Source organism: Pseudodonghicola flavimaris, assembly GCF_030164425.1.
Classification (GTDB): domain Bacteria; phylum Pseudomonadota; class Alphaproteobacteria; order Rhodobacterales; family Rhodobacteraceae; genus Pseudodonghicola; species Pseudodonghicola flavimaris.
This window is the reverse complement of the sequence record NZ_JASNJD010000012.1, coordinates 64,119-89,629: the sequence shown is the minus strand read 5'-3', so window position 1 is coordinate 89,629 and position 25,511 is coordinate 64,119. Positions and strand designations below refer to the sequence as shown.

At 68.7% G+C, this 25,511-nt stretch carries 21 protein-coding genes and 1 riboswitch; of the genes, 10 read left to right on the top strand and 11 right to left on the bottom strand.

Features of this window, described 5'->3' with window-relative positions; genetic code table 11:
- Window positions 1-14: 14 nt before the first annotated feature.
- The gene (locus QO033_RS15905; protein WP_284481970.1) at window positions 15-950 is read left to right on the top strand and encodes a glucokinase; all 936 of its coding nucleotides are present in this window, start codon (window positions 15-17) and stop codon (window positions 948-950) included.
- A 35-nt stretch (window positions 951-985) separates the two neighbouring features.
- On the opposite strand, the gene QO033_RS15900 is transcribed toward QO033_RS15905, so the two are convergent.
- The 4 genes from QO033_RS15900 to QO033_RS15885 form a co-directional block, all read right to left on the bottom strand.
- Complete coding sequence (locus tag QO033_RS15900; RefSeq protein WP_284481969.1) at window positions 986-4,633, bottom strand: translocation/assembly module TamB domain-containing protein; 3,648 nt, start codon at window positions 4,631-4,633, stop codon at window positions 986-988.
- A gap of 2 nt (window positions 4,634-4,635) precedes the next feature.
- Window positions 4,636-6,453, bottom strand: coding sequence for an autotransporter assembly complex protein TamA (locus tag QO033_RS15895; protein ID WP_284481968.1), 1,818 nt, complete (start codon window positions 6,451-6,453; stop codon window positions 4,636-4,638).
- Window positions 6,454-6,682: 229 nt separating this feature from the next.
- On the bottom strand, window positions 6,683-7,672 hold the full coding sequence (locus QO033_RS15890; protein ID WP_284481967.1) for a type I glyceraldehyde-3-phosphate dehydrogenase: 990 nt from the start codon (window positions 7,670-7,672) through the stop codon (window positions 6,683-6,685).
- 79 nt (window positions 7,673-7,751) lie between these two features.
- The gene (locus QO033_RS15885) at window positions 7,752-8,081 is read right to left on the bottom strand and encodes a hypothetical protein (protein WP_284481966.1); all 330 of its coding nucleotides are present in this window, start codon (window positions 8,079-8,081) and stop codon (window positions 7,752-7,754) included.
- A 195-nt stretch (window positions 8,082-8,276) separates the two neighbouring features.
- On the opposite strand from QO033_RS15885, the gene QO033_RS15880 reads away from it, so the two are divergent.
- From QO033_RS15880 to QO033_RS15855, 6 genes are all read left to right on the top strand, one after another.
- Complete coding sequence (locus tag QO033_RS15880; RefSeq protein WP_284481965.1) at window positions 8,277-9,284, top strand: hypothetical protein; 1,008 nt, start codon at window positions 8,277-8,279, stop codon at window positions 9,282-9,284.
- Window positions 9,285-9,387: 103 nt separating this feature from the next.
- A riboswitch (glycine riboswitch) is annotated at window positions 9,388-9,476 on the top strand.
- 157 nt (window positions 9,477-9,633) lie between these two features.
- Window positions 9,634-10,758 carry a glycine cleavage system aminomethyltransferase GcvT gene (gene gcvT, locus QO033_RS15875; RefSeq protein WP_284481964.1) on the top strand — a complete coding sequence of 375 codons (1,125 nt, stop codon included), beginning with the start codon at window positions 9,634-9,636 and terminating at the stop codon, window positions 10,756-10,758.
- A 25-nt stretch (window positions 10,759-10,783) separates the two neighbouring features.
- Entirely contained in the window at window positions 10,784-11,143 is a 360-nt protein-coding gene (gene gcvH / locus QO033_RS15870; RefSeq protein ID WP_284481963.1) for a glycine cleavage system protein GcvH, read from the top strand.
- Window positions 11,144-11,514: 371 nt separating this feature from the next.
- On the top strand, window positions 11,515-14,364 hold the full coding sequence (gene gcvP / locus QO033_RS15865; protein ID WP_284481962.1) for an aminomethyl-transferring glycine dehydrogenase: 2,850 nt from the start codon (window positions 11,515-11,517) through the stop codon (window positions 14,362-14,364).
- A gap of 139 nt (window positions 14,365-14,503) precedes the next feature.
- Window positions 14,504-15,547, top strand: a complete 1,044-nt coding sequence (locus QO033_RS15860) for an NAD(P)/FAD-dependent oxidoreductase (RefSeq protein WP_284481961.1) — start codon at window positions 14,504-14,506, stop codon at window positions 15,545-15,547.
- 226 nt (window positions 15,548-15,773) lie between these two features.
- Window positions 15,774-17,009, top strand: a complete 1,236-nt coding sequence (locus QO033_RS15855; RefSeq protein WP_284481960.1) for an acyl-CoA dehydrogenase family protein — start codon at window positions 15,774-15,776, stop codon at window positions 17,007-17,009.
- Window positions 17,010-17,317: 308 nt separating this feature from the next.
- Here the strand turns inward: QO033_RS15855 and QO033_RS25265 are convergent, their stop codons facing one another.
- The gene (locus QO033_RS25265; protein ID WP_321170048.1) at window positions 17,318-17,515 is read right to left on the bottom strand and encodes a GNAT family N-acetyltransferase; all 198 of its coding nucleotides are present in this window, start codon (window positions 17,513-17,515) and stop codon (window positions 17,318-17,320) included.
- A gap of 330 nt (window positions 17,516-17,845) precedes the next feature.
- Window positions 17,846-19,087, bottom strand: coding sequence for a peptidase T (gene pepT, locus QO033_RS15845; RefSeq protein ID WP_284481959.1), 1,242 nt, complete (start codon window positions 19,085-19,087; stop codon window positions 17,846-17,848).
- 106 nt (window positions 19,088-19,193) lie between these two features.
- Here pepT and QO033_RS15840 point away from each other — a divergent pair, with 106 nt between their 5' ends.
- On the top strand, window positions 19,194-19,736 hold the full coding sequence (locus tag QO033_RS15840; protein ID WP_284481958.1) for a flavin reductase family protein: 543 nt from the start codon (window positions 19,194-19,196) through the stop codon (window positions 19,734-19,736).
- Window positions 19,737-19,873: 137 nt separating this feature from the next.
- On the opposite strand, the gene QO033_RS15835 is transcribed toward QO033_RS15840, so the two are convergent.
- Window positions 19,874-20,413: an adenine phosphoribosyltransferase gene (locus tag QO033_RS15835; protein ID WP_284481957.1), complete on the bottom strand. Its 540-nt coding sequence runs from the start codon at window positions 20,411-20,413 to the stop codon at window positions 19,874-19,876.
- A 366-nt stretch (window positions 20,414-20,779) separates the two neighbouring features.
- Between QO033_RS15835 and QO033_RS15830 the strand changes: the two genes are divergently transcribed.
- Window positions 20,780-20,953 carry a hypothetical protein gene (locus QO033_RS15830; protein ID WP_284481956.1) on the top strand — a complete coding sequence of 58 codons (174 nt, stop codon included), beginning with the start codon at window positions 20,780-20,782 and terminating at the stop codon, window positions 20,951-20,953.
- A gap of 62 nt (window positions 20,954-21,015) precedes the next feature.
- Here QO033_RS15830 and QO033_RS15825 read toward each other — a convergent pair whose 3' ends face one another.
- The 3 genes from QO033_RS15825 to QO033_RS15815 form a co-directional block, all read right to left on the bottom strand.
- Window positions 21,016-21,645 carry a LysE family translocator gene (locus QO033_RS15825; protein WP_284481955.1) on the bottom strand — a complete coding sequence of 210 codons (630 nt, stop codon included), beginning with the start codon at window positions 21,643-21,645 and terminating at the stop codon, window positions 21,016-21,018.
- 109 nt (window positions 21,646-21,754) lie between these two features.
- A complete protein-coding gene (locus tag QO033_RS15820) occupies window positions 21,755-21,949 on the bottom strand; it encodes a hypothetical protein (protein WP_284481954.1) in 195 nt (64 codons plus the stop codon).
- Window positions 21,946-23,559, bottom strand: coding sequence for an FAD-dependent monooxygenase (locus QO033_RS15815; protein ID WP_284481953.1), 1,614 nt, complete (start codon window positions 23,557-23,559; stop codon window positions 21,946-21,948). The genes QO033_RS15820 and QO033_RS15815 overlap by 4 nt, the downstream gene beginning before the upstream one ends.
- An 81-nt stretch (window positions 23,560-23,640) precedes the next feature.
- Between QO033_RS15815 and QO033_RS15810 the strand changes: the two genes are divergently transcribed.
- Window positions 23,641-24,321, top strand: coding sequence for a helix-turn-helix transcriptional regulator (locus QO033_RS15810; RefSeq protein ID WP_284481952.1), 681 nt, complete (start codon window positions 23,641-23,643; stop codon window positions 24,319-24,321).
- A 194-nt stretch (window positions 24,322-24,515) separates the two neighbouring features.
- Here QO033_RS15810 and QO033_RS15805 read toward each other — a convergent pair whose 3' ends face one another.
- Window positions 24,516-25,397: an S-methyl-5'-thioadenosine phosphorylase gene (locus tag QO033_RS15805; protein WP_284481951.1), complete on the bottom strand. Its 882-nt coding sequence runs from the start codon at window positions 25,395-25,397 to the stop codon at window positions 24,516-24,518.
- Window positions 25,398-25,511 lie beyond the last annotated feature (114 nt).

The window sequence follows — 25,511 nt, the reverse complement described above, 5'->3', positions numbered from 1 at the left end:
AGGCGGGGGCAGGGATGACAAGGCAGGGACCGGCATTGCTGGCGGATGTGGGCGGGACCAATACCCGCGTGGCGCTGTGGCAGGGCGGGCGGCTGATCCAGCCGCAGCGCTTCGCCAATGACGCGGCGGCGGGGCTGCTGCCGCTGCTGGCGAGCTATCTGCACGAGGCGGGGGCGCCGCCGCTGTCGGCCGCCGCCCTCGCCATTGCCGGGCCGGTGGGGCCGGGGCCGCTGCGGCTGACCAACCGCGACTGGGTGATCGACCGCGCTGCGTTGATTGCGGCGCTGGGGCTGCCCGGCGCGTCGGCATTGCGCTGCTTGAACGATCTGGAGGCGCTGGCGTTGGCGCTGCCGGGATTGGCGCCGGCGCAGCGGCAGCCGCTGCGCGACGGCAGCGGGCCGGGGAACGGCCAGGCGCTGGTGCTGAACCTGGGCACCGGAGTTAACGCCGGGCTGGTGCGCCGTACCCAGGCCGGGCCGGTCGCCTGGGCGCTGGAATTCGGCCATGCGGCGTTGCCGGCGCCGGTGCAGGCGGCGCTGGGACCCGGGGCTGGGGAGGCGGCGCCGCCGGCGACGATGGAGGCGCTGTTCTCTGCCGCCGGGCTGGGCTTTCTCTGCCGTCAGGCGGGGGGCGAGATGGGGCCGCCGGAGGCGATCCTGGCGCGCGCCGCTGCCGCAGAGGGGCCGGCGCGGCAGGCGGCGCTGCGGATGGCCCGGCTTCTAGGGCAGGTTCTGCAGCAGTTGGTCTGGTTCTATCTGCCGCTCGACGGGATTGTCCTGGCCGGTAGCCTCGCCCGTGCCCTCATCGGCTGGCCGGAGGGGCGGGCGGCCTGTCTCGATGCCTTCGACGCGCCGGCGGAGCCGGGGGCCGGGGTGGCACTGGCGCTGATCCTCGATGACGCGGCGGCGCTGACGGGACTGGCCGCGGCCCTGCCGGGCGTTTCCCGGTGACCGGCCCGTAGCCGGCGGCTGAACAGCAGCGCGCCTCAGTAGTCCTTTTCGAAGAACAGGCCGACCCCGGTGGAACCGGCATTGTCGACGCTGCCCTTGACGGTGATCGCATCCGTCAGATCGAGGTTCAGGTTCACCTCGGTGTCGCCCTTGGTGTTGATCGTCACGTCGGTATAGACGTTGTCCGACAGATAGGCGCCAGCGCCGACCTGCCCGGCGCCGCTGGCATCGGTGCCGACATCCAGGGTGCTGATGCCGGTGGCTCCGCGCATCTTGTCGGTGACCCCGCCGGAGCGGCCCAGAGTGGCGAGAGAGGCGGCCATCTTGGCGATCATGAAGGGCGACAGATCCGACACCCGGGTGCCGAAGACCAGCATCGCCAGCGCTTCTTCCGCCGGGCGGTCGGGGTCGGCGGTCACGCTGATCTTGGGACCGCTCATCGGGCCGGCGATCTCGATGGTGGCCTTGCCGTCCTCGGTCGTGGTGGTGGAGGCAAAATCGACATAGGGCTGAAGATCGCCCTGCAGCGAGACCTCGCCCTTGGTCAACTTCAGCCGCCGGCCCAGCAGGTCGAGCGTCCCGCGCACCAGGGAGATCTGGCCGGAGGGTTCGATTGCCGAGGTGGTGCCGCGGATGCGCAGGTCGCCGCCCAGCTCGGCCTGAACCCCGAAGCCGCGGGCGAAGACCTTGTTATGTGCCAGCAGCGCGATGTCGAGCCCGATCGGCGCGCTGCCGCCACCGCTGCCGGCATCGGCGGACTGGATCAGGCCGGCCCGGTCGCGGGTGGCGCGCACGGCGGCGGGTTCGCCGATATGGCGGATGCCCTCGGGGATGGGGGCGGCGGCGGCGCTGCCGGAGACGGCGGTCAGGTTGATCTCGGTCTCGCCGAACTCGACCTGGCCGGAGAGCGTCGGGCCGGCGGTCAGCGGTCCGGCCAGCAGCAGCCGGCCGTTGGCGGAGGAGGTCACGCTCTGGTTGTCGGTCAGGATCAGGTTCTGCAGGTCGATGCCGATGCTGCCGTCAAAGGGCGCATTCAGCGACACCGGGCCGCTGACCCGGAACCCGCCACCGGCGCCGAGAGAACCGGTCATCGCCAGATTGGCGCGGGCGGCGCCGATGGTGATGGTGGCGGCGATATCCTCGATGGTCTGCGCCGCCGAGGGGATCGCCATCCGCGTGCCGGAGGTGGAGATGGTGCCGCTCAGCGCCTCGACCGAGGGGGGGCCTTTCAGCGCGAGATCGAAATTGGCGCCGCCGGCGACCGAATTGGGCTTGAGGAAGGGGTTGGCGCCTTCCAGCCGCAGGGTGCCCCTGGCGGTGATATCGGCGGTGCCGGCAGCCTCATCGAAGGTGCCGGCCACGGTGGTGGCGATGTCGGAGGGGCCGCTGGCCCGGGCGTCGATGGTCCAGACCCCGCTCTGGCGCCGGGCGGTGCCCTTGGCGGCCAGCCGGCCGACAAGCTCGGGCAGGAACCGTTCCAGCCGGTCGAGCGCGGCATCGAAGGTCAGATCGGCATCGCCGGAGGGATCGAAGCTGCCGCTCAGCTTGGCCTGGGAACTGTCAGGGCCGGCCAGCGCCACATCGCCCTGCCAGATGCCCGCCTTGCTCTGTGCCCGTCCCCGGGCGGTGAGCGGGCCGGAAATCTGCGGCACGAACCGTTCCAGCCGGTCGAGCCGGGCATCGAAGGTCACATCGGATTCGCCGTTCGGATCGAAGGAGCCGGAGAGATCCGCATGCGAGCTGTCAGGGCCCTTCAGGGCGATATCGCCGTTCCAGAGCGTGCCGGTCTGTTTCAGATCGCCGGTCAGCGTCAGCGGGCCGGAGATATCGGGCGTCAGCCGTGCCAGATCGTCCAGCGCGGCAGAGAGGGTCAGCGCGCTGTCGTGGGTTTTCAGCGTGCCGGCGGCGGAGGCGCTCAGCGCCTGACCGTCCAGCTCGAACTGATGCAGGGTGATGCCGTCGCCACCCCGCGCCAGCGCCAGTGTCAGGGTGGAGGGGCCGGCGATCAGCGGGTCGAGCTGGTCGATCCCGGCGGAGAGATCCTGGGCCCGCATGTTCAGCGCCAGATCGAAGGTGCCGTTCAGCGGCGCCCCCTTGCCGGAAAGCTCGGCGGTGACGGCCCCGCCGAGGGACTGCCCCGCGAGATCGGAGAACCGCGCCAGATCGGCGGCGCCCAGCCGCAGGGTGCCGTCCATCTCCAGCCCGCTGTCGAAGCCCGACAGCGTGCCGGTCAGCGTCGCGTTGTAATCGTCGCCCTTCAGTTCGAATCCGTTGAACTCGAAGGCGCCGCCGGCATCGCGGGCGATCTCGCCATCGAGGGTGATGTCGGAGCCGATGGCGCGCTGCTGCGCCGCATCGGCCAGCGCCAGCCCGGAGAGCGCGGCTTGGATATCGCCCCGGATGGCGAAGCCGGCGCTCTGATCCAGGGTGCCGGTGCCGGTCAGGGCGGCATGCGACAGGCTGAGGTCGGGCTGTGTCAGCCGGTCGGCGCTCAGCCGCAGGTCCCAGCCGTCGCCGTCGGCGCGGTCGAAGGCCATGGCGAAATCGGCCATGCCCAGGGTGGTGCGCGCCCCGCTGAGCGGCAGCAGCACCTCGTCGCCGGAGGGGGGCGTGATGCCGCCCTGCATCTGCAGCGCGTCGATCTCGCCGCCGGCGGCCAGCGCCAGGGTGCCGGTCAGGCGCAGCGCGTCCGAGCTCAGGTCCAGCTGGCTGATCTCGACCCGGCCGTCGGGGTCGTTCTGGCCGCGCAGCGTCAGGCGGGTATCGGTGCCGAAGAATTCGCGGTAATCAAGGGGCAGCATCGGGGTGACATCGCCGGCCAGATCGGCGGCGAAGCCGATGCCGGTGGCGGCGGCGGGATCGGCCCCGGCGGCGGGTTCCAGACCGCTCAGCCGGACCTGGCCGCCCAGCCGTTCGGCATCGCCGGTCACCAGCGCCAGATCGGCGGTGAAATCGCTGACCACCCCGTCGCCCTTGGCGGTCAGCAGCAGCGGCGGCTTGTCGGGCATGTTCAGCAGGCTCGACACCAGGCCGCCGGCATCCTCGACCAGTTTCAGGTCCAGCCCGATATGCCGGGTCTGGTTGGAAAACTGCGCCATCAGGCTGACCGCGTCGCCGGGCCGGTCCAGCCGGGTCACCGCCAGGTCGGTATCCAGCGCGCCATCGGCCAGCGTCAGCTTGCCGCCGAGCTTGAGCTCGGCCGCCATGCCAAGCAGCTCCGCGCCCAGATCGAGCTTGTCGACGCCGAGCTCGCCGACTTCGATCGACACCGGCAGGTCGGGCAGCGAGAAGGGCGTCGCCTCGGGGGCGGGCAGATCGGTTGCGGCACTGGCCACCGGCGCGCGTTCGACGATGATCTCATCGGCGGTCAGCGCGTTGACCGAGAACCGCCCGCGCACCAGCGCCAGCCGGTTCCAGTCCAGCACCGCGCCGCGCACCGTCAGCCAGACGCCCTTGTCGTCGGCCACCCGGATTTCCTGGATGGTGGCGCGCGAGCTGAAGGCGCCCTCCAGCCCCGTCACGCTGATCTTGCGATCGTCGCCCGAGAGGGTGTTTTCCAGAAAGCCGACCAGCAGGCCGCCGGATTCGCTGGCGTCCTTGCCGCTTTTTTCCTGCGCCGGGGCGAAGACCGGGGCGGAGACCGTCAGGGTCACCAGGGTGACCAGAACCAGATGCCGTTTCACGCTCAAAATGCCTGTCCGATGCCGATGTAATATTGCAGCCCCTCGCCGGTGTCGCCGCCTACCGGATAGGCCAGATCGAAGCGGACCGGGCCGAAGCCGCCGAGATCGTAGCGCACCCCGAGCCCGGCGCCGGAGTGGCTGGCGGTATCGCTGCCGATGAAGGAGGAGGCGTCGACCGCGCCATAGTCCAAGAAGCCGACGGCCGAGATCTTGTCGGTGATCTGGCCGCGCAGCTCGACCGAGGCGCCGAGGAAAGAGCGGCCGCCGGCGGTCTTGCCGCCGACGTCGATGCCGAGCGAGTCATAGGGCTGGCCGCGCACGGTGCCGGCGCCGCCGGAGAAGAACAGCAGATCGGGGGAGACCTCGCTCTGGGCCGGGCCCACCACCGAGCCGAGCTGCAGCCGGCCGGCCAGCGTCAGCCGCCCGGTGGCGCCGAAGCTGCGATAGGCGCGGGCATCGGCCATAAGCCTGCCGCCGGACTTGCTGCCGGAGAGCCCGAAGAAGGGCATCGTCTCAAGTCGCAGCAGATGGCCGCCGCGGGCATTGACCGGGTTGTCGCGCTTGTCCCACTCCAGGGTGATCGGCAGCCCCAGATATTCGAAATCGCGGCCGTCGCCGAAGGCGTCATCGGCATTGGCATACATGCCCACCACCGCGACCTCGCCCACCAGATCGGGCGAGAACACGCGCCGGGCGCCGATCCCCAGGCTGGTGCGCGAGACCGAATAATGTTCGCGCTCAAGTTGTTCGATGTCGAAGGTGTAGAAGATGCTGTCGTCCGGTCCCAGCCGGTCCGGCCGGTCGAGGCGGATCCCGAGGCGCCCCTCGATATCCTCCGACCCGCCGATATTGCCGATCGAGGATTCGATCCTGAGCCGTTCGGCGCCGTGGAACAGGTTGCGGTGCATCCAGGCCATGCTGAGGTCGAGCCCGGCATTCGACGACATTTCCACCCCGAAGGAGATGCGCCGTTTCGGCATGTCCTCCAGCGTGGTGGTCACATCCAGCGTACCGTCGGGATTGGCGGTCTCGGCCTCGTGCAGGGTGACGGTCGAAAAGGTGCCGGTGCGCCGCAGCCGGGTGTTCACCGTCTGCAGCGTCTCGGGCGAATAGGTCTCGCCGGTGGGCAGGCCGGCGATGCGCTGCACCGCTTCCTCGCGCACGTCGGAATTGCCGGCGACGATCAGCTTGCCGAAGCGCAGCTTCTGGCCCGGGCGCAGCCGGACCTGGGCATCCAGCCGGGCGGCGGCGTGGTTGGCGGTGATGCGCTGGCTGTCGATGGTCGCCTTGGCATAGCCGGCATCGCGCCAGCCCTGCACCCCGGCGGCGGTGGCATCGCGGATCGCGCCGGTGCTGGCGGGCGCGCCCGGGGCGAAGGCCTCCGGCATCGCGGTGTTCTCGGCCAGCGGCGCGATCTCGGCGGTGCCGAAGCGGAACTGCGGGCCGGGCGCCACCTCGATTGCGATCCTGTCGATGCGGGAGGGCAGCGCCAGCGGGTCGATATAGGCGGCCTCGCGGCCATCGACGCGGATATGGATCACCGGGCTGAAATAGCCCCGGTCATAGAGCACCTGCACCAGCGTCTGGTAATCGGCCTGGGCGGCGGCGATCAGCTCCTGCACGTTGTCGAGCCCGCGGTCACCGGCGGACATCACCGCGGAGGCGGTCTTGAGGCTGTCCTGCAGGTCCTCGGAGGCGCCTGTGGCGGTCAGGCTGCTGTCGAGGGCCTGGGCATTGCCGGCGGCACAGGCGAGCCAGGCGCCGGCGCAGAGCGCAGTCATCCCGCGCCGAAGGGCGAATTTACGGCCCAAAGAACTCATCACACAGCTCCCGCTTTGGTCGTGCGGCGGGCGTTTCGGGGTCGCCACGTTACCGCTCCGACCGCCTCCGCCCCCTGTGAGTAGCATGCCAGATGTTGGGGGTGGAATGGCAAACGGCGACGAATCCCACAGCCGATTGCGGGTCGGCCGATTTTCGCTGTCTGCGCAGGCAGTTGGATGGGAGATTTCCGCAACGGAAATCTGGCCGTTCCCGGGGCGGCGCGCGGGATCAGGCGGGCGGCGTCATCCGCTCGGCGATATCGAGCATGCGGGCGGAGAATCCCCACTCGTTGTCGTACCAGCCGAAGATGCGGGCCTGGCGCGGGCCGATCATCCGGGTTTCCGGCAGCGCGATCACCAGCGAGTCGCAGCGCGCGCGCAGGTCTGAGGAGACCAGCGGCTGATCGATCCAGCCCAGCACCGGGCTGGCCTCGGCCGCCGCCTTCAGCGCGGCATTCAGGCTGTCCTCGGTCATGTCGCGGCCCAGCTGTACCACCAGATCGACGGCGGAGACGCTGGCCGTCGGCACCCGCACCGCGGCGCCGCTGACCCGCCCGGCCAGTTCGGGCAGGACCACGTCGATCAGCTTCATCGCGCTGGTGGTGGTGGGCACCATGGATAGGGCGCCGGCGCGGCTGCGCGCCAGATCGCCGCGCGGCGCGTCGACCATCGGCTGGCTGCTGGTATAGCAGTGGATCGTCGTCATATGACCGCGCTCGACCCCGGCGATCTGATCGACCACCTTCAGCAGCGGCGCCAGCGCGTTGGTGGTGCAGGAGGCGTTGGACACCATCTGTGCATCGCCGAGCGTGTCCTCGTTGGCGCCGAGCACGATGGTTTTCTCTGCCGCCGGCGACGGGCCGGAGATCAGCACCTTGGCGGCGCCGGCCTCGATGCCGCGATGGGCCAGATCGGTGGTGCGGGCGATGCCGGTGCAGTCCAGTAGGACGTCGACACCGGTCAGGTCCACCGCCCGGATATCGGGTTCATGCGACAGCGGGATCCGGCGGCCGCCTGCGGACAGGCAGCCATCGGCATAATCCACCGTTCCGGGGAAGGGGCCGAAGGTGCTGTCGTATTGGAACAGATAGGCGCAGGTCTCGGGCGGTGCGATATCGTTGATCTGCACCACCTCGATCCCGGTCCCCCGGGGCAATGTCAGGATCTGGCGCAGAATGCTGCGGCCGATCCGTCCGAATCCGTTGATCGCCACTTTCATGGCGCAGCTATGGCAGGAAGGTTGACCGACCTCAATCCCGCCCGATGTCGCGCCGGGGGGTAATCGTGCCGGCGGCGCGTCAGTCGCCGGCCGGGCAGCTCAGCTGGGTCAGCACATCGCCGGCAATGGTCTGATACATGCTGCTGTAGATCGCGGTGCAGCCGGTCGCGGCCTTGAAGGCGGCCATGGCCTGCACGGTCCGCAGCCGCGCCGGAGAGCCGAAGGGATCGAAGTTGTTCCAGTCGCGCATCGCCCGCCAATAGCCGGGCTTCTCCGGATCGGGGGCGACCGACCAGTTGCGGCCCATGACGGTGACGATCTTGACCTCCAGCTTGCCGGCGGCATGGCCCGCAGGCGCCAGCCCGAGCAGGCCGAGGGCGAGGGTGGCGGACAACAGCAGGGTCTTCATCACGGGACCTCCCGATGGTCTTTGGGTGTACAACGGCAGCGCGCCAGCCGGCCAGAAGGGGCGGGCGCCGCGCGGCCGGGTGATTTCAGCAGATATCGGCCGGGCTGTGAAGCCCCCGCGGGGCCGCCGGGCAGGCGTTGACTGCCCCGACCCTGTCCGTAAGCTGATGGCGGAACCGGGAAAGGAAGAGCGGCGATGCGACGGGCAGGGGGCCGGCGGGCGGCGGTTGCGGCGATGATCCTGCTGGGGCTGGCAGCGGTCTCTGCGGCGCAACCGGCCGATCAGGACTGGACAGTGTCGCAGTTCGACGACGGGTCCTATTTCAGTGCCACGCTGGCGCCGATGGGCGGGCCGGGGATGGCGCTGGTCTGTGGCGAACGTTCGCCGCGCGGCCTCTCGGGGCTCGCCACCGGCAATATGGAGCCTGACATCACCCCTGCCGGCGCCTTTCGGGTCTATATCAGCGACCGCACCATCGGGCCGCCGCGGCAGGAGGCGGAGCAGCGCGACGATGTGATGATCGTGGTGGGCGGGCAGACCGGCTTTCGCCTGCGCGGGCTGCGCTGGAACGAGCTGTTCTCGACCTGGCAGATCGATCTGCCGGCCGGCGATCCGTCGCTGGCCGCGATTGCCGCCGCCCCGGGGTTCGAACTGCGCCACCGGGGCGGGCGGGCGGCGCTTTCCTCGCAGGGGTTCGGCGCCGGGCTGAGCCGGCTTGCGGGCTATTGCCAGAGCATGTTCGCCGCCATCGGCAAGCCCTGGCCCGGGGCGGCAACGGCCGGCGGCGGGGCGATGCCGGCGCCGCGCCCGGCGATGCGCCAGATGGCAGTGGCGGAAACCGCGCGGGGCTGTCGCGGTCCCGCCACGCTGCGCCCGGGGGCGATCACCCCGGCCCAGATCGACGGCGACGGGGTCGAGGACGTGATTCTGAACTGGGCCGCGGTGCGCTGCCCGGGCAGCGCGCTGTCGCCCTTCTGCGGCATGTCGCAATGTCTGGTCAGCATCTATGTCAGCGCGCTCTATCCGCTCCGCGGCAAGCCGGTCAGCGTCTATGCGCCGTCGATGCGGTTGCAGCCCCTGACCAACGGCAATGACGGTGTCGCGCTCTCGGCCCGGCTGCCAGTCTGCCGCAATCTTTATGGCACCGACAGCTGTGAACAGATCTGGTACTGGACCGGTGCAGATTTCGTACCGTTACGCTGAATTCGCGGGCATCGCGTTGAAATGGGCCGAAACGGGCCGGGGGAGGTCGGAAATCGACGCTTTTTGCCTCTTGTGCGGCATCGGGCTTGTCGTTAACGTCGAAGCCGAGCGTGTGGGAGAACCGGGCCTAGGACCGGTGCCGAAGGAGCAACCGCCCCGGAAACTCTCAGGCGACAGGACCGTACGCTCGGATAGAACTCTGGAGAGTGGCGTTTGCGCGCCCGCCGAAGGGATAACGATCTCAGGCCAAAGGACAGAGGGGGCATCGCATGGCAGGCCGCGGCCTGCCGACTATGGGATGCCGGTGGATTTCGTCTGAGACGCCCCGGTCGACAACAGGGACGGGCCGATGACGGAGCTGCAGCGCACGCCGCTTTTCGATCTGCATGTGGAACTCGGGGGCAAGATGGTCCCCTTCGCCGGCTATGAGATGCCGGTGCAATACCCCGCCGGCATCATGGCCGAGCATAATCATACACGCGCCCGCGCCGGGCTGTTCGATGTCAGCCATATGGGGCAGGTGATCCTGCGCGCGGCCGATTACGCCGCCGCGGCGGCGGCGCTCGAGGCGCTGATCCCGATGGATGTTCTCGGGCTGGCCGAGGGGCGGCAGCGCTACGGGCTGTTTCTGAACGAGGCGGGGGGCATTCTCGACGATCTGATGTTTGCCAATCGCGGCGATCACCTGTTTCTTGTGGTCAACGCCGCCTGCAAGGCCGCCGATATCGCCCATCTGAAGGCGGCGCTGGAGCCCGCGGTGCGCGTGGAGGAGATCACCGATCGCGCGCTGCTGGCGCTGCAGGGGCCGGCGGCGGAAAGCGTTCTGACCGAATTCGCCCCGGAGGCGGCGGGGATGCGTTTCATGGATGTCCGCACGCTGGAGCTCGACGGGATCGAGGCCTGGGTGTCGCGCTCCGGCTATACCGGTGAAGACGGCTTCGAGATCTCGGTGCCGGCGGCCAGGGCCGAGGCGCTGGCGCGGCGGCTTCTGGCGCATGACTCGGTGGCCCCCATCGGGCTCGGCGCGCGGGATTCGCTGCGACTGGAGGCCGGGCTCTGCCTCTACGGTCACGATATCGACACCGGCACCCTGCCGGGGGAGGCGGCGCTGAGCTGGGCGATCCAGAAGGTGCGCCGCGCCGGTGGCGCCCGGGCCGGCGGATTTCCGGGAGCGGCGGCGGTGCTGGCGCAGCTGGCCGAGGGGCCGGCGCGCAAGCGGGTCGGGCTCAGGCCGGAAGGGCGCGCGCCGATGCGCGAGGGCGTTCCGCTGTTTGCCGAGGCCGAAGGCGGCACGGCGATCGGTCAGGTCACCTCCGGCGGGTTCGGCCCCACGGTCGGTGGCCCGGTTGCCATGGGCTATGTGCCGGCCGGTCTGGCCGCGCCGGGCACCCGGCTTTTCGGCGAGGTGCGGGGCAAACGCCTGCCGGTCGCCGTTGCGGCGCTGCCCTTCGTTGCCGCCAATTTCAAACGCTAAGACCAGTCCAAGAGGGAACTCCCAGATGAAATACACCGAAGAACACGAATGGCTCCTGCCCGAGGGCGATCTGATCACCGTCGGCATCACTGCCCATGCCGCCGAGCAGCTGGGCGATGTGGTTTTCGTCGAGCTGCCGGAGCCGGGCACCGAAGTGTCGAAGGAAGACGAGGTGGTGGTGATCGAGAGCGTCAAGGCCGCCTCCGACATCCTGGCGCCGCTGGATGGCGAGATCGTCGAGGTCAATACCGCCATCGTGGACAACCCGGGGCTGGTCAACGAGGACCCGGAGGGCGAGGCCTGGTTCTTCAAGATCAAGCCCTCGGACTTGTCGCCGATGGACGATTACATGGACGAAGCCGCCTACAAGACCTTCGTGGGGTAAGGCGCGCCAGGGAAACGATCCGGCGGATCGTTTCCAGCGCCGAACGGGCGGAAGCCCCGGGAAAGCGCGCCCGGGACACGATCGGGCAGCAAAATGTGCCGCCAGAGCGGGGTTTGCTCCGCCTCGCATCAGCGCCGGCCGGGCGATGGCCCCGGGGCTATGTGGGGATGCGTCCTCCTTTTGGGCGGGCGCAGGGATCGGGTCAGCGCCGGCCCGACCGGTGAGACGCTGCCCGGGCCGGGGGAGCCGCCCGCCCTGCGGGAGCCTCCGGCGGGAGTATTTGGACAGAGAAGAAGCCCGGGGGCGGAGGTCATCGTGCCCGGTTCATGCGAGACAACGGGGGGCGTCGCGCCCTCCACAGGGATGATGCCATGACTTACACGCCCACCGATTATCAGCCTTACGATTTCGCCAACCGGCGCCATATCGGGCCTTCGCCCGCGGAGATGGAGGAGATGCTGGCCACCGTCGGTGTCGACAGTCTCGACGCGCTGATCGCCGAGACCGTGCCCGAGGGTATCCGCCAGGCGGCGGCGCTCGACCTCGGGGCGCCGAAGTCGGAGCGCGAGCTGCTCTGGCACATGCGGGCCGTGGCGGAGAAGAACAAGGTTCTGACCTCGCTGATCGGGCAGGGCTATTACGGCACCATCACGCCGCCGGCGATCCAGCGCAACATCCTGGAGAATCCGGCCTGGTACACCGCCTATACCCCCTATCAGCCGGAGATCAGCCAGGGCCGGCTGGAGGCGCTGCTGAACTTCCAGACCATGATCAGCGATCTGACCGGTCTGGAGATCGCCAATGCCTCGCTCCTGGACGAGGCCACCGCCTGCGCCGAGGCGATGACCATGGCGCGGCGGATTTCCAAATCCAAGGCCGGCGCCTTCTTCGTCGATGAGAACTGCCATCCGCAGAATATCGCCGTGGTGCAGACCCGGGCGCGGCCGCTGGGGATCGAGGTGATCGTGGCGGCGCCGGAGGCGCTGGAGCCGGGGGCGGTCTTCGGGGCGCTGTTCCAGTACCCCGGCACCTACGGGCATGTGCGGGATTTCACCGTGCCGATCGCGGCACTGCATGAGGCCGGCGCGGTGGCCATCGTCGCGGCCGATCCGATGGCGCTGACCCTGCTGAAGGAGCCGGGCGCTATGGGGGCCGATATCGCCGTGGGCAGCGCCCAGCGGTTCGGCGTGCCGATGGGCTACGGGGGGCCGCATGCGGCCTATATGGCGACCAAGCAGGCCCATGCCCGGGCGATGCCGGGCCGGCTGGTGGGGGTCAGCGTCGACAGCCTGGGCAATCGTGCCTACCGGCTGGCGCTGCAGACCCGCGAACAGCATATCCGCCGCGAGAAGGCGACCTCGAACGTTTGTACCGCCCAGGCGCTGCTGGCGGTCATGGCCTCGATGTATGCGGTGTTCCACGGTCCCGACGGGCTGCGCGCGATCGCGCAGCGAATCCATCTGAAGACCGCCGAACTGGCCGAGGGGCTGCGGGCTGCGGGCTTCGCGGTGGAGCCGGAGTGCTTCTTCGACACCATCACCGTCGAGGTTGGCCTGTTCCAGCGCGGGGTGCTGCAGGCGGCGGTGCGCGAGGGGCTGAACCTGCGCCGCGTCGGCACCACCAAGGTGGGGATCTCGCTGGACGAGGCGACACGGCCGGCGACGCTGGAGGCGGTCTGGCGGGCCTTCGGCGTCAGCCGGGAGGCCGGTGGCGCCGAGGTGGGCTATGTCCTGCCGGAGGGGCTGATCCGCGAAAGCGGCTACATGGATCACCCGATCTTTCACATGAACCGGGCCGAGACCGAGATGATGCGCTATATGCGGCGTCTGGCGGATCGCGATCTGGCGCTGGACCGGGCGATGATCCCGCTCGGCTCCTGCACGATGAAGCTGAACGCGGCGGCGGAGATGATGCCGATCTCCTGGCCGGAGTTCGCCGATCTGCATCCTTTCGTGCCGGCGGATCAGGCCGAGGGCTATGCCGAGCTGATCCACGATCTGAGCGAGACGCTGTGCCAGATCACCGGCTATGCCGGGTTTTCGCTGCAGCCGAATTCTGGCGCGCAGGGGGAATACGCCGGGCTTCTGACCATCGACGCCTGGCATCGGTCGCGCGGCGACAGCACCCGCAAGACCTGCCTGATCCCGGTGAGCGCCCATGGCACCAACCCGGCCAGCGCGCAGATGGTCGGCTGGAAGGTGGTGCCGGTGAAGACTGCGGCCAATGGCGATATCGATGTGGAGGATTTCCGCGCCAAGGCGGAGAAACATGCCGGCACGCTTGCGGCCTGCATGATCACCTACCCCTCGACCCACGGGGTGTTCGAGGAGACGGTGCGCGAGATCTGCGAGATCACCCATGCCCAGGGCGGCCAGGTCTATATCGACGGGGCCAACATGAATGCGATGGTAGGCCTGTCGCGGCCGGGCGATCTGGGCGGCGATGTCAGCCACCTGAACCTGCACAAGACCTTTTGCATCCCGCATGGCGGTGGCGGCCCCGGCATGGGGCCGATCGGGGTGAAGGCGCATCTGCTGCCCTTCCTGCCGGGGCATCCGCAGACCGGCGGCCAGGAAGGGCCGGTATCGGGGGCGCCCTATGGCTCGCCCTCGATCCTGCCGATCAGCTGGGCCTATTGCCTGATGATGGGCGGCGAGGGGCTGACCCAGGCGACCCGGGTGGCGATCCTGAACGCCAACTATATCGCGGCGCGGCTGTCCGGGGCCTATGAGGTGCTCTATCGCGGCGGGCGGGGCCGGGTGGCGCATGAATGCATCATCGACACCCGCCCCTTTGCCGATAGCGCCGGGGTGACGGTGGACGACATCGCCAAGCGGCTGATCGACTGCGGCTTTCACGCCCCGACCATGAGCTTTCCGGTCGCCGGCACCCTGATGGTAGAGCCGACCGAGAGCGAGACCAAGGCCGAGCTGGACCGGTTCTGCGATGCGATGCTGGCGATCCGCGAGGAGATCCGGGCGATCGAGGAGGGGCGGATGGATGCGGAGAACAACCCGCTGAAACATGCGCCCCACACGATGGAGGACCTGGTGCGTGACTGGGACCGCCCCTACAGCCGCGAACAGGGCTGCTTCCCGCCCGGCGCCTTCCGGGTCGACAAATACTGGCCGCCGGTCAACCGGGTGGACAATGTCTGGGGCGACCGCAACCTGATCTGCTCCTGTCCGCCGATGGAGGCCTATGCCGAGGCGGCGGAATAAGCGGACCGACGCGGGGGGCGGGCTTTCGGGCCCGCCCTTCGATATTTTGGACCCCTGGCGGGGGCGGGGGAAGGTGGGACCGCCCTGGCGGGCGGTGCCTCCGGCGGGAGTATTTGGGCAGAGAAGAAAGGGGGGGGCGGTGCGCGTTATCGTCGTCGGGGCAGGTATCGTCGGCGCTTCGGTGGCCTGGCATCTGGCGCAGGCGGGTGCCGCGGTCGAGGTGCTCGAGGCCGGGGCGTCGCCGGCGGCCGGCGTGACCGCCCGCGCCTTCGGCTGGGTCGGGCTCGGCGCGCAGGGACCTGAGGACGATCCGGAGCTGTTTGCCCTGCGGCTTCGGGCGATCGGGGAGCACGCCCGCTGGCGTGCCGCGCTCGGCACCCGCTATCCGCTGTCGGGGCAGGGGGCGCTGGTCTGGCGTGCGGATCCCCGGGACACCCAGAGAGTGATCGACTGGCACCGCAAGCAGGGCAATCGGGTCGAGGCGTTGGATCGCGCGGCGGTGGCGGCGCTGGAGCCCGGGCTGCATCGGCCGCCGGAGCTGGCGGCCTGGTTCCCGCAGGATGTGGCCAGCGAGCCGCCGGCGCTGGCACGGGCGGTCCTGGCCGATGCGCCCGGTGTCGCGCTGCGTTGCGAGGCGCGGGTCGTCGCCCTGGAACCGGGCATCGCGCTCCTTGCGGATGGGACCCGGGTGACGGGCGATGCGGTGGTTCTGGCCAATGGGGCGGCGGTGACAGATCTCTTGCCCGGCCTGGATGTCGGCCGGTCTCCGGCGGTGCTGATCGAGGGGCGGGCACGGCTCAGGGGCAGCGGCCGCATCCTGTGCGGCCCGGACTTCGAACTGCGATCGGTCTCCGGCGCCCGGATCGTTCTGGCCGAGTGGTTTCCCCCCGAGGGGGAGGCCGGGCTGCCGGCGCTGGCGCGGGCGGCGGCAGCGGCGCTCAGCCGGGAGTTCGCGACAGAGGTGACCCTGGCGGCGCCTCAGGTCGGGCAGCGGCCGGTCACCGGCGATGGCCGGCCGATGCTGGGACCGGTGCCGGACCATCCCGGGCTCTTTCTCGCGGTGGCGCATCCGGGGGTGATTCTCGCCCCGTTCCTCGGGCGGCTGGCGGCAGAGGCGGTTTTGGGCCGGACAGAGGCGCGCGGGAGGGGAAAATTTCATCCCAGATATCGCGTGTCCTCCTGAGATCGTCAGACGATCTGAGTTATTGTTTTGCTTGGCGAAATTCCCTTCCGCATGTTTCGCGGCTTGCCGAAGGCTTGGGGATTTTGGGAAAAACTCAGCGATTTTCAGGGGATGCGGGTGAAAATCTTGCTCCGATGCGCTGGACATTTGCCGCGTTGCCGCGCAGTCTCACCCGCGATGAGAGGATCGGGAGTGCCCGGTCGGTCAAACGGGAGGGAGAGCCGTAATGAACATGTCATTCACCATCCGTGAGGAGAACGCCAAGCTCCTCGCGCGGGTCCGCGACATGATCCGCAACGAGGTGATGCCGCTGGAGGAGGAGTACCAGCAGGAGATCGGCAAGGAGGATCGCTGGGTCTATACTGCGCGTCAGGCGGAGATCCTGGAGGGGCTGAAGGCCAAGGCCAAGGCGGAGGGGCTTTGGAACTTCTGGCTGACCGACAGCGACAAGGGCTTTGGTCTGTCGACGGTGGAATATGCCTATTTCGCCGAGGAGATGGGCAAGACGCCGCTGGGGGCGGAAGTGTTCAACTGCTCCGCGCCGGACACCGGCAACATGGAGGTGCTGGAGCGCTACGGCACCGAGGCGATGAAGGAAGAATGGCTGAAGCCGCTGCTGGAGGGCAAGATTCGATCCGCTTATCTGATGACGGAGCCGGACGTGGCCAGCTCGGACGCCACCAACGTGTCGATGTCCTGCGTGCGCGATGGCGACGACTACATCCTGAACGGGGAGAAGTGGTGGTCCTCCGGCGCCGGCGATCCGCGCTGCCAGGTCTATATCACCATGGTGAAGACCGGTGGCGAGGACGCGCCGAAGCACCAGCGCCATTCGATGATCGTGGTGCCGGCGGCAACCCCGGGGATCGAGATCCTGCGCGCGATGGAAGTCTACGGCCATGACGATGCGCCGCACGGCCACATGCATATCCGCTTCACCAATGTGCGGGTGCCGGCGGAGAACCTGCTGGTGGGCGAGGGCAAGGGCTTCGAGATCGCCCAGGGCCGCCTCGGGCCGGGCCGCATCCACCACTGCATGCGCGCCATCGGTCAGGCGGAGATCGCGCTGGAGCGGATGTGCAAACGGTCGCTGGATCGCGAGGCCTTCGGCAAGAAGCTGGCGCAGCTCGGCGCCAACTACGACATCATCGCCGAATGCCGGATGGAGATCGAGATGGCCCGGCTGCTGTGCCTGAAGGCGGCCTGGTACATGGATCAGGGCGATGCCCGTGCCGCGGCGCCGTGGATCAGCCAGATCAAGGTGGTCGCCCCGCGCACCGCGCTGAAGGTGATCGACGAAGCGGTGCAGATGTTCGGTGGCGCCGGCGTGTCGCAGGACACGCCGCTGGCGACCGCCTGGACCCATGTGCGGACCCTGCGCCTGGCCGATGGCCCCGACGCGGTGCACCGCCGTCAGGTCGCCCGGACCGAGCTGAAGAAATACACCCAGGAGAAGGTCTGACCCTTACCGGGAACCTTCAATCAACGATCAGCGGGCGGTCCCTCGGGGCCGCCCGTTTCGTTGGGGTGGGCGCCTTTTCCGCGGTTCGGAGATGTCGTAGGGGGTGAGAATGCGTAAGTCCGGTGAAGAGAACGACAGGCTGCGCCTCTGCGTTCGGCGGGTGTTGGCGGCCTGCAGGGCGGGCATCCGATCCCATCGGGGCGCCTATGGCAGGCTCGGGAGCCTGAAAGTCTATCTGAGGGCGCTCGCGGTCAGCACGGTCTTCTTGCTGCTCGCCTATATTCTTTTGTCCTGAGGGGGGACGCGGGTCAGCCTCCGTCCGGCCCGAAGACATAGCGATAGACGGTGTTCTCATAGGTCTGATCGGCAATGCGGAACTGGGTCTGGCCGACTTCCCCGAATCCCCGGGCGCGGTAGAAGGCCCGGGCCGGGGTGTTTTCCGAATTCGTCGCCAGCCAGACCGAGGCTGCGCCCTGATCGCGGCATCGGGTACATGCGGCCTCCAGCAGCGCCCTGCCGCGGCCCCTGCCGTGGTGGCGGGGCTGGACGTAGAGAGGGTGGCGATTTCCCGGTCCGAACAGCCGGCCACCGGGGTCGGCGCCCCGGCAGTGACGCGAACGAAACCACCGATGCCTTCCGCATTGTCGGAGACGAGCATGGTTTGGCGGGGATCGGCGATCAACGCTGCCATCTTCGCGGTGGTGAACTCCGCCAGCGCGTAGTCGGCGAAGAAGCCGTTGACGCCGCGCCGCTGATAGGTGCCGAGCCAGACCTCGATCGACAGGGCGGCGAGGCTGGAGGCGTCTGCGGGTGCGGCCGTGCGCAGGGACATCGGCTCAGTCCGGGGCGGCGGCGAGGCGGACCAGTTCAAGGCAGAGCTCGGTCGCCCGGGCCATGTCCTGGACCGAGATCCATTCCAGCGGCCCGTGGATGTTCTGCATGCCGGTGAAGAGATTGGGGCAGGGCACCCCCATTTCGGTCAGTCGCGAGCCATCTGTGCCGCCGCGGATCGGGATCGACACCGGGTCGAGGCCGATGTTGCGACAGGCCTGCTGTGCCAGCTCGACCGGCGTCATGTCCTGTTCCAGCCAGTAGCGCATGTTGCGGTATTGCGGGCGGATGGTGCAGGCGATGCGGGCGCGCGGCTCCGTCGCCTGCACGGCGGCGCAGACCTGTTCCAGCAGCCGGCCCTTGGCGGCCAGCCCTTCGCGTTCGAAATCCCGCAGGATGAAGCGGATCGTCATTTCCGAGGCGCCGCCGGTCATGTCGGTGGCATGGATGAAGCCTTCGCGGCCCTCGGTCGTCTCCGGCGTCATCGTCGCCTGCGGCAGCGTCGCGATGATCTTGGAGGCGAGATGAATGGCATTGACCAGCTTGCCGGTGGCAAAACCGGGGTGGATGGAGACGCCGGTGACGGTGACCTCGGCGGCATCGGCCGAGAAGGTCTCGTATTCGATTTCGCCGACCTTGCCGCCATCGAAGGTATAGGCGAAATCCGCCCCCAGATCCTTGGGCAGCGCCTCGGCGACACCGCGGCCGATCTCCTCGTCCGGGGTGAAGGCGATGCGCAGGGGGGCGTGTTTCCGTTCCGGGTCGGAGAGCAGGTGGCGCGCGGCGGTCATGATGATGGCGACGCCGGCCTTGTCGTCGGCGCCCAGCAGCGTGGTGCCCGATGCGGTGATCAGGTCGTGGCCCTGCTTTTCCGCCAGATAGGGAGAGGTGTCGGGCGAGAGCCGCAGCTCCGGATCGTCGGGAAAGCTGATGTCGCCGCCGTTGTAGCCCTTGATCACCCGCGGCTTGACGCCAGTGGCGTTGAATTGCGGCGCGGTGTCGACATGGGCGAGAAAGCCGACTGTGGGCCCCGGCAGGGTGCCGGGGATGGTGGCGAGCACGGTGCCATAGTCGGTCAGCACCACGTCCTCGGCGCCGATCTCCTTCAGCTCGGTCTCCAGCAGGCGCAGCATGTCGAGCTGGATTTCGGTGCTGGGTGCGCCCGGGCGGTCCTCGTCGCTCTGACTGTCGATCGCGGCATAGCGGGTGAGACGGTCTTCGAGCTCCTGATCAAATTGAGGTTGCATCGACTCTCCTGTATCTTCGCCTCAGAAGGGAACCGGCTGGTCGCGAGAGTCAAGGGGTGGGTGTGGCGCAGGCGGCGGTGAAACGGTGGTGAACAGGAGTAACGGTATGACCCCCTACGATCTGGGCAAGGTTTTCACGCTGATGGAATCTGGGCCGGTGGTTCTGGTGACCACCAATGACGGCCAGCGCGACAATGTGATGACCATCACCTGGACCATGGTTCTGGATTTCGCCGGCACCCTGGCGATCACCACCGGCCCGTGGAACCATTCCTTCGGTGCGCTGCGCCGGACGCGGGAATGCGTGATCGCGCTGCCGCCGGTCGACATGCTGGACCAGGTGATCGGGGTCGGGACCTGTTCCGGCAGCAGCACCGACAAATTCGAGGCTTTCGGCCTGACCCGCCGGCCGGCAGAGCGGGTGCGGGCGCCGCTGATCGCCGAGGCGCTGGCCAATATCGAATGCCGCGTGGTCGAGATGATCGAGCCCTATACCATCCTGGTGCTGCAGGCGGAGGCCGCCTGGACCGATCCGACCCGCGCTGAGACGCGGCTGCTGCATGCCGTGGGTGACGGTACGTTTATTACCGACGGCGAGCGGCTGGACCGGCGCGCGGCGATGCGCAACCGGTTGCCGCCGGGTTTTTGAACGGGGGGCGTCGGGTGGCCGGCCGGGGAGGGGGGCTGTCTGCCCCCTCGCGGCCCGGGGGCCGCTTCCCCCCGAGGATATTTGGGCCAGATCGAAGGGGCGCCGGAAAAACAGGCGCGGTGACCGGGCGCGGGCGGTCAGAGCCCTTCGAAGCTGCAGAGCGCGTGGACGTTCATACCCATCTCCTGCAGCCGCTTGCGGCCGCCGAGATCGGGCAGGTCGACGATGAAGGCGCAGCTGACGATCTGGCCCTGCAGGCGTTCGATCAGCTGGATCGCCGCGCCGCAGGTGCCGCCCGTGGCCAGAAGATCGTCGACGATCAGCACCTTTTCACCGGGGGCGATGGCATCGTCGTGGATTTCGACGATCGCCTCGCCGTATTCCAGCTTGTAGTCTTGGCTGAGGGTGCGGCCGGGCAGCTTGCCCTTCTTGCGGATCGGCACGAAGCCGACCGAGAGCTGGTGCGCGATGGCGCCGCCGAGGATGAAACCGCGCGCTTCGAGCCCGACGACCTTGTCGATGCGTTCGCCGGCATAGGGGTGCAGCATCTGGTCGATGGCCATGCGAAAACCGCGTGGATCGGCGAAGAGCGTGGTCACGTCGCGAAACAGGATCCCCTCATGCGGGAAATCGACGATGGTGCGGATGTAGTCCTGGACCTGTTTGGTCTGCTGCATCTGGCGGGCTCCGGCTGACATTGTGACCTGCCGGGTGTCGCCGATAGGCGCCGCGCATGCAAGCCCCGCATGGGGCGGTTCCGGCCGGATCGGGCCGGGGGCGAGACCTGAATGATCAGATCGCCCCCTGCCGTGGCCCGAAGCTCAGCGTTTGGCTTCGCGGAAGCTGCGGTAGAGCGCGGCGGGCAGCCAGCTGAGGTGCGGTTTTGTCCAATCCCGTCGATCCCGGGTCAGAAGCGCCTGTGCGGTATAGAGGTGCATTTGCCTTTCCTTTCGTTTTGTTGTTACGTCGGTGTGACCGATGTACTATGCAATGTATATACACTGCATATACGAAAATTCAAGGCTTCCCGGGACGGATCGCGCGTGACGAAGAAAGACGGCAAGGCTGCAGGCAAGAAAGACAGCCAGTTGGTGCTGCGTTTGGACAAGGGCGAACGGGATGCCTTTGTCGATCTGTGCAAGGCGCTCGACACCAGCGCGGCGCGGGAAATCCGCCGCTTCATCCGCGAGTTCATGAAAGAGCACGACAAGTCCTGAGCGCGCCGTCGCCTGCCGGCGCCGATCAGGCCGGGCGGAGAGGGCAGGCCGGACGCAGGGGGTCAGGCCGGGCGGCGCAGGAAGGCGGTGGCCAGCCCCATACCCATCAGCGTCAGCCCGCCACTGCGGGTCAGTCCGGTGATCACCCGCGGCCGGCCGATCAGGCGGCGCAGCCGGTCGGCCAACAGCGCATAGGCCAGCGCGTTCAGCGCCGCCAGCGTCACGAAGGTAGCGATCAGGATGGCGAATTGCGGCAACAGCGGCAGTTCCGGGCGCAGGAACTGCGGCACGAAGGCGACGAAGAAGGCGATCGACTTCGGGTTCAGCGCGGTGACCGCGGCGGCATGGCGGAAGACCCCGCGGGCGGTGATGTCGCTGACCCGGCTCAGCGCCTGGATACCGCTGGCCGGCGCGCTGCGGAAGAGCTTCCAGCCCATCCACAGCAAATAGGCGGCACCGATCCATTTCAGCACGGTGAACAGCGTCGCCGAGGCCATGACCAGCGCTCCCAGCCCCAGCAGCGAGGCGGTCATCGCGATGAAATCCCCCAGGGCCACCCCGGTGGCAGAGGCGACGGCGACGCCGCGTCCCTTGCTCAGCGCATAGCTCAGCACCAGCAGCACGGTGGGCCCCGGGATCAGCAAAAGCGCGGTGGCGGCGGCGACGAAGGTCAGCCAGAGGTCAAGCGGCATCGGAATACTCCCTTCACGATCGGTTGAGAGAGCCGGATTTGCCCGCCCCGGTCAAGTCCTGCGGTGCGTGTCCCGGATGACGGGCAGCGGGTCGGGCCGGTCAGGCGGGTCAGGCCGGCGCCCCCTCCGGCAGCAGCCCCTGGCGGCATTCGGCGATCACCGCCAGCGCCTGGGGCGTGTCGTCCAGGGTTTCGGCCAGCGCCAGCGCCAGCTTCGCCAGATAGAGCGCGTGGTCGGTCCGGGGCAGGGTGCCGAGGGTTTCGGCCATCGCCTCGTACAGGCGTTCGAGATCGGCATCGGTCATGCGGTCGTCTCCTCGGTGCGGGCCAGCAGACGGTTCAGCGTCTGGCAAAGGGTTGTCGCGTCGGCCTGGTGCCAGCGGCCGGCGATATGGAGATCCGGGCGGATCAGATAGGCGGTGCCGGGCCGGGCGCCATAGGCCCGGCCCACCGGGCCGTCGGCGGGCAGATCGACCAGGGTGAGCGCGGGATCGTCGCAGGCGGCCGCGCCGGCACCGAAACGCAGCAGGGTGAACCCCGGGCCCATCCGGTCGGAGAGAAAGCCGGTCTCCAGCGCCACATCGGGCATCAGCGCGCCGGGGATCGGGCCATCGGAAAATGCCGGGTCGTCGGAAGCGGTGGCCGGGCTTGCGGCATAGGTATAGGGGGTCATCTGCCGCGGATTGGCCAGCCGCCCGGCCGAGGACCGGGTCAGTGCCAGTGACAGTGCCGCATCGCGCATCAGCCGCCAGCCGGCATCGGGCGGGGTCATGAAGCGGGTGCTCTTGCCGGCATTGGCGAAGACATCCAGCGTGGCGCCGCGCCGCTCTGGCGTATAGCTGTCGATCAGCGCTTCTCCGGCCTGCCCGGTCAGCACGAAGGCCAGCTTCCAGCCGATGTTCTGCGCATCCGCCAGCCCGTTGTTCAGCCCGCGTACGCCGAAGATCGGCACGATATGGGCGCTGTCGCCGACAAAGATCACCCGGCCGTCGCGATAATCCTCCAGCGCCAGCGTGTTGGCGGAATAGACGCTCCACCATTCCAGCTGCCAGGGGCTGTCCTGGCCGATCTCGGCCAGCACCGCGGCGACGGCGGCGCGCACGTTCTCTTCCCGGGTCGCCTCTTCGGCGCTTTCGTCGTCGCGCAGCTGATAATCGATGCGCCAGATATTGTCGGGCTGGCGGTGGATCAGCACGGTGCCGCCGGGGCGGCTGACCGGATCGAACAGCGCCCGGCGGATGGTGGGATAATCATGCGCCATCTGCACGTCGGCGATGACATAGCGGCCCTCGTAATTCTCTCCCTGCAGCCGCAGCCCGCGCATCTGCCGGATCGCACTGCGGGCGCCGTCGGCGGCCAGCACCCATTGGGCGGGCAGGGCATAGCTGCCGCCGGGATCGCTGACCGTCAGGGTGACGCCCTGGGGCTCCTCCGAGATTCCGGTCACCTCGCTCTGCCAGCGGGTCTCGATCAGCGGGTTGGCGGTGACGGCCTGCCACAGGAAGGCCTCGATATACTGCTGTTGCAGATTGTACATCGGACGGAACTTCTCATCCGCCGAATCCGGCATGTCGAATTCCAGGATCTGCCGGCCGCGGTAAAAGCTGCGCCCCCGGGTCCAGCCCAGAGCCTTGTCCAGAAACGGCTGCAGCGCCCCCAGGCGCTCCAGGATGTAATAGCTCGACCGCGAGATGCAGATGGCGCGGCTGCCGTCGTTGAAGGTGTCCTTGCGGTCCAGCAGCAGGCTGCGGATCCCATATTGCGCCAGTGTCAGCGCCGCCGTCATCCCCACCGGACCGGCGCCGGCGATCACCACCGGGCGACGCGTCTCGGGCCCCGGGGTCCGCACCGGGGCAGGGAAATGCGGATAGGTGAAATAGAGCGAATCGAGCTCGCCGCGTCCCGCTGGTCGCATTCTGGGTCCTCCCGTCTGGTCTCTGTTCTCTGTACCGGGGCGCGGGAACGGGGTAAGTCCTCTTTTATGGGGGACAAGGGCATGGGGCAGAGCGAGATCAGGGCCATCGACGCCTGCCTGGGCCACACCGGCCAGGACGGCTGGGCGGCCCCGTTTCTCGATCTGGTGGTGGCGACCGGCGCGGTGCAGGTGATGGTCTTCGCCTATGATGCCGATCACGCCGCCTGTCTGCTGTCGCGCAATTTCCGCGCCCAGGCGCTGGGCGGGGCGCTGGCGGAAAGCTATCTCGACGGCTGGTATCGGCAGGACCCGCTCTACGCCCGGGTTCTGGCGCTGGCGCCGGGGGCGCTGAGCGTGGTCACCGGCGGGGCGCCGGGGCCGGAGGACTATCGGCTGCGCTTCTTCGAACGGCCCGGACTGGCGGGCAAGACGGCGGTGCTGGCCGCGGGCGCGCGCCTGCGGCTGGTGCTCAACCTCTACTGGGAGGTTCTGCCGCGCGACGAGGATGCGCTGCTGCCGCTGCTGGGGCGTCTGGCGCTCTTGCATTTCGAGGCGCGGCTGAGCGAGGCACCGCCGGCGCTGGCGGTGCTGTCGGAGCGCGAAAGAGCGGTTTGCCTCGGCATGCTCGCCGGCAAGAAGGCGGAGGAGATCGCCGACGATCTCGGGGTCGCGGCCTCCAGCGTGGTGACCTACCGCCGCCGCGCTTATGACAAGCTCGGGATCTCCTCGCGCGGCGCCTTGTTCGCGATCTGCCGACGCTGAGCCGGACCTGCCCCCACCGGCCCCGCGCCGCCGCCCATGCTGCGCCACCGCCGTCTTTTTCTGGCCCGAAATATCCCGGGGGAGGCCGCAGGCCGGGGGCAGCGCCCCCAAGAGGCGCCGGCCGTCGGAAACACCGGCCCATTGGAAGTTCCCGGTGCGGGGGAGAGGCCTGGCAGACCGCGCCCGCCGCCCCCTCAGTCGCGGTTCAGAACCCGCCCGGCCACCGCATCCAGCTTCGCCACCAGATCGGGGTCGCGCTTCTCCGGCGCGGTCATGATGGCGAACTCCAGCGCGTGATCGCAGCCCTGCCGGCAGGGCGCGCGCTCGACCCCCAGGATTTCCGGCAGCCGGCGCACCTTCTCGCGGCCCTTTTCGGCGTTACCCATCAGGGTGGCGACGATCTGGGTGATCTCGACCTCGCCGTGATCGGGATGCCAGCTGTCGTAATCGGTGATCATCGCGACCGAGGCATAGCACAGCTCGGCCTCGCGGGCGAGCTTGGCCTCGGGCATGTTGGTCATGCCGATCACATCGGCGCCCCAGATCTCGCGATACATCTTCGATTCCGCCAGGCTGGAGAACTGCGGCCCCTCCATCGCCAGATAGGTGCCGCCGCGATGCACCTTGATGCCGGCATCGCGCGCCGCGGTCTCGCAGGCGTCGCCCAGCCGGTCGCAGGTGGGATGCGCCATGCTGACATGGGCGACGCAGCCGGTGCCGAAGAAGCTCTTGTCGCGGGCGAAGGTGCGGTCGATGAACTGATCGACGATGACGAAATCGCCCGGCGCCATCTCCTCGCGGAACGAACCGCAGGCGCTGATCGAGATCACGTCAGTCACCCCCAGCCGCTTCAGCGCGTCGATATTGGCGCGATAGGGCACATCGGTGGGGCTGAGGAAATGGCCACGCCCGTGCCGGGGCAGAAACGCCAGTTCGACCCCGTGGAGCCTGCCGGTCAGGATATCGTCCGATGGCTTGCCCCAGGGGCTCTCGACGCTGACCCAGCGGCGGTCTTCCAGTCCCTCGATGTCATAGAGCCCCGAGCCGCCGATAATGCCGATTTTGGTCTTGGTCATGGAATTCGCCCTGATTGTCCGTTGCCGGCGAGATTACCCGCCGGCCCGGGGGATGCAACCGCAGGTCGCAGCGCGGTCCCGGCTCCGGCGCCGGCGGCGGCGGGGCTGCCCAAA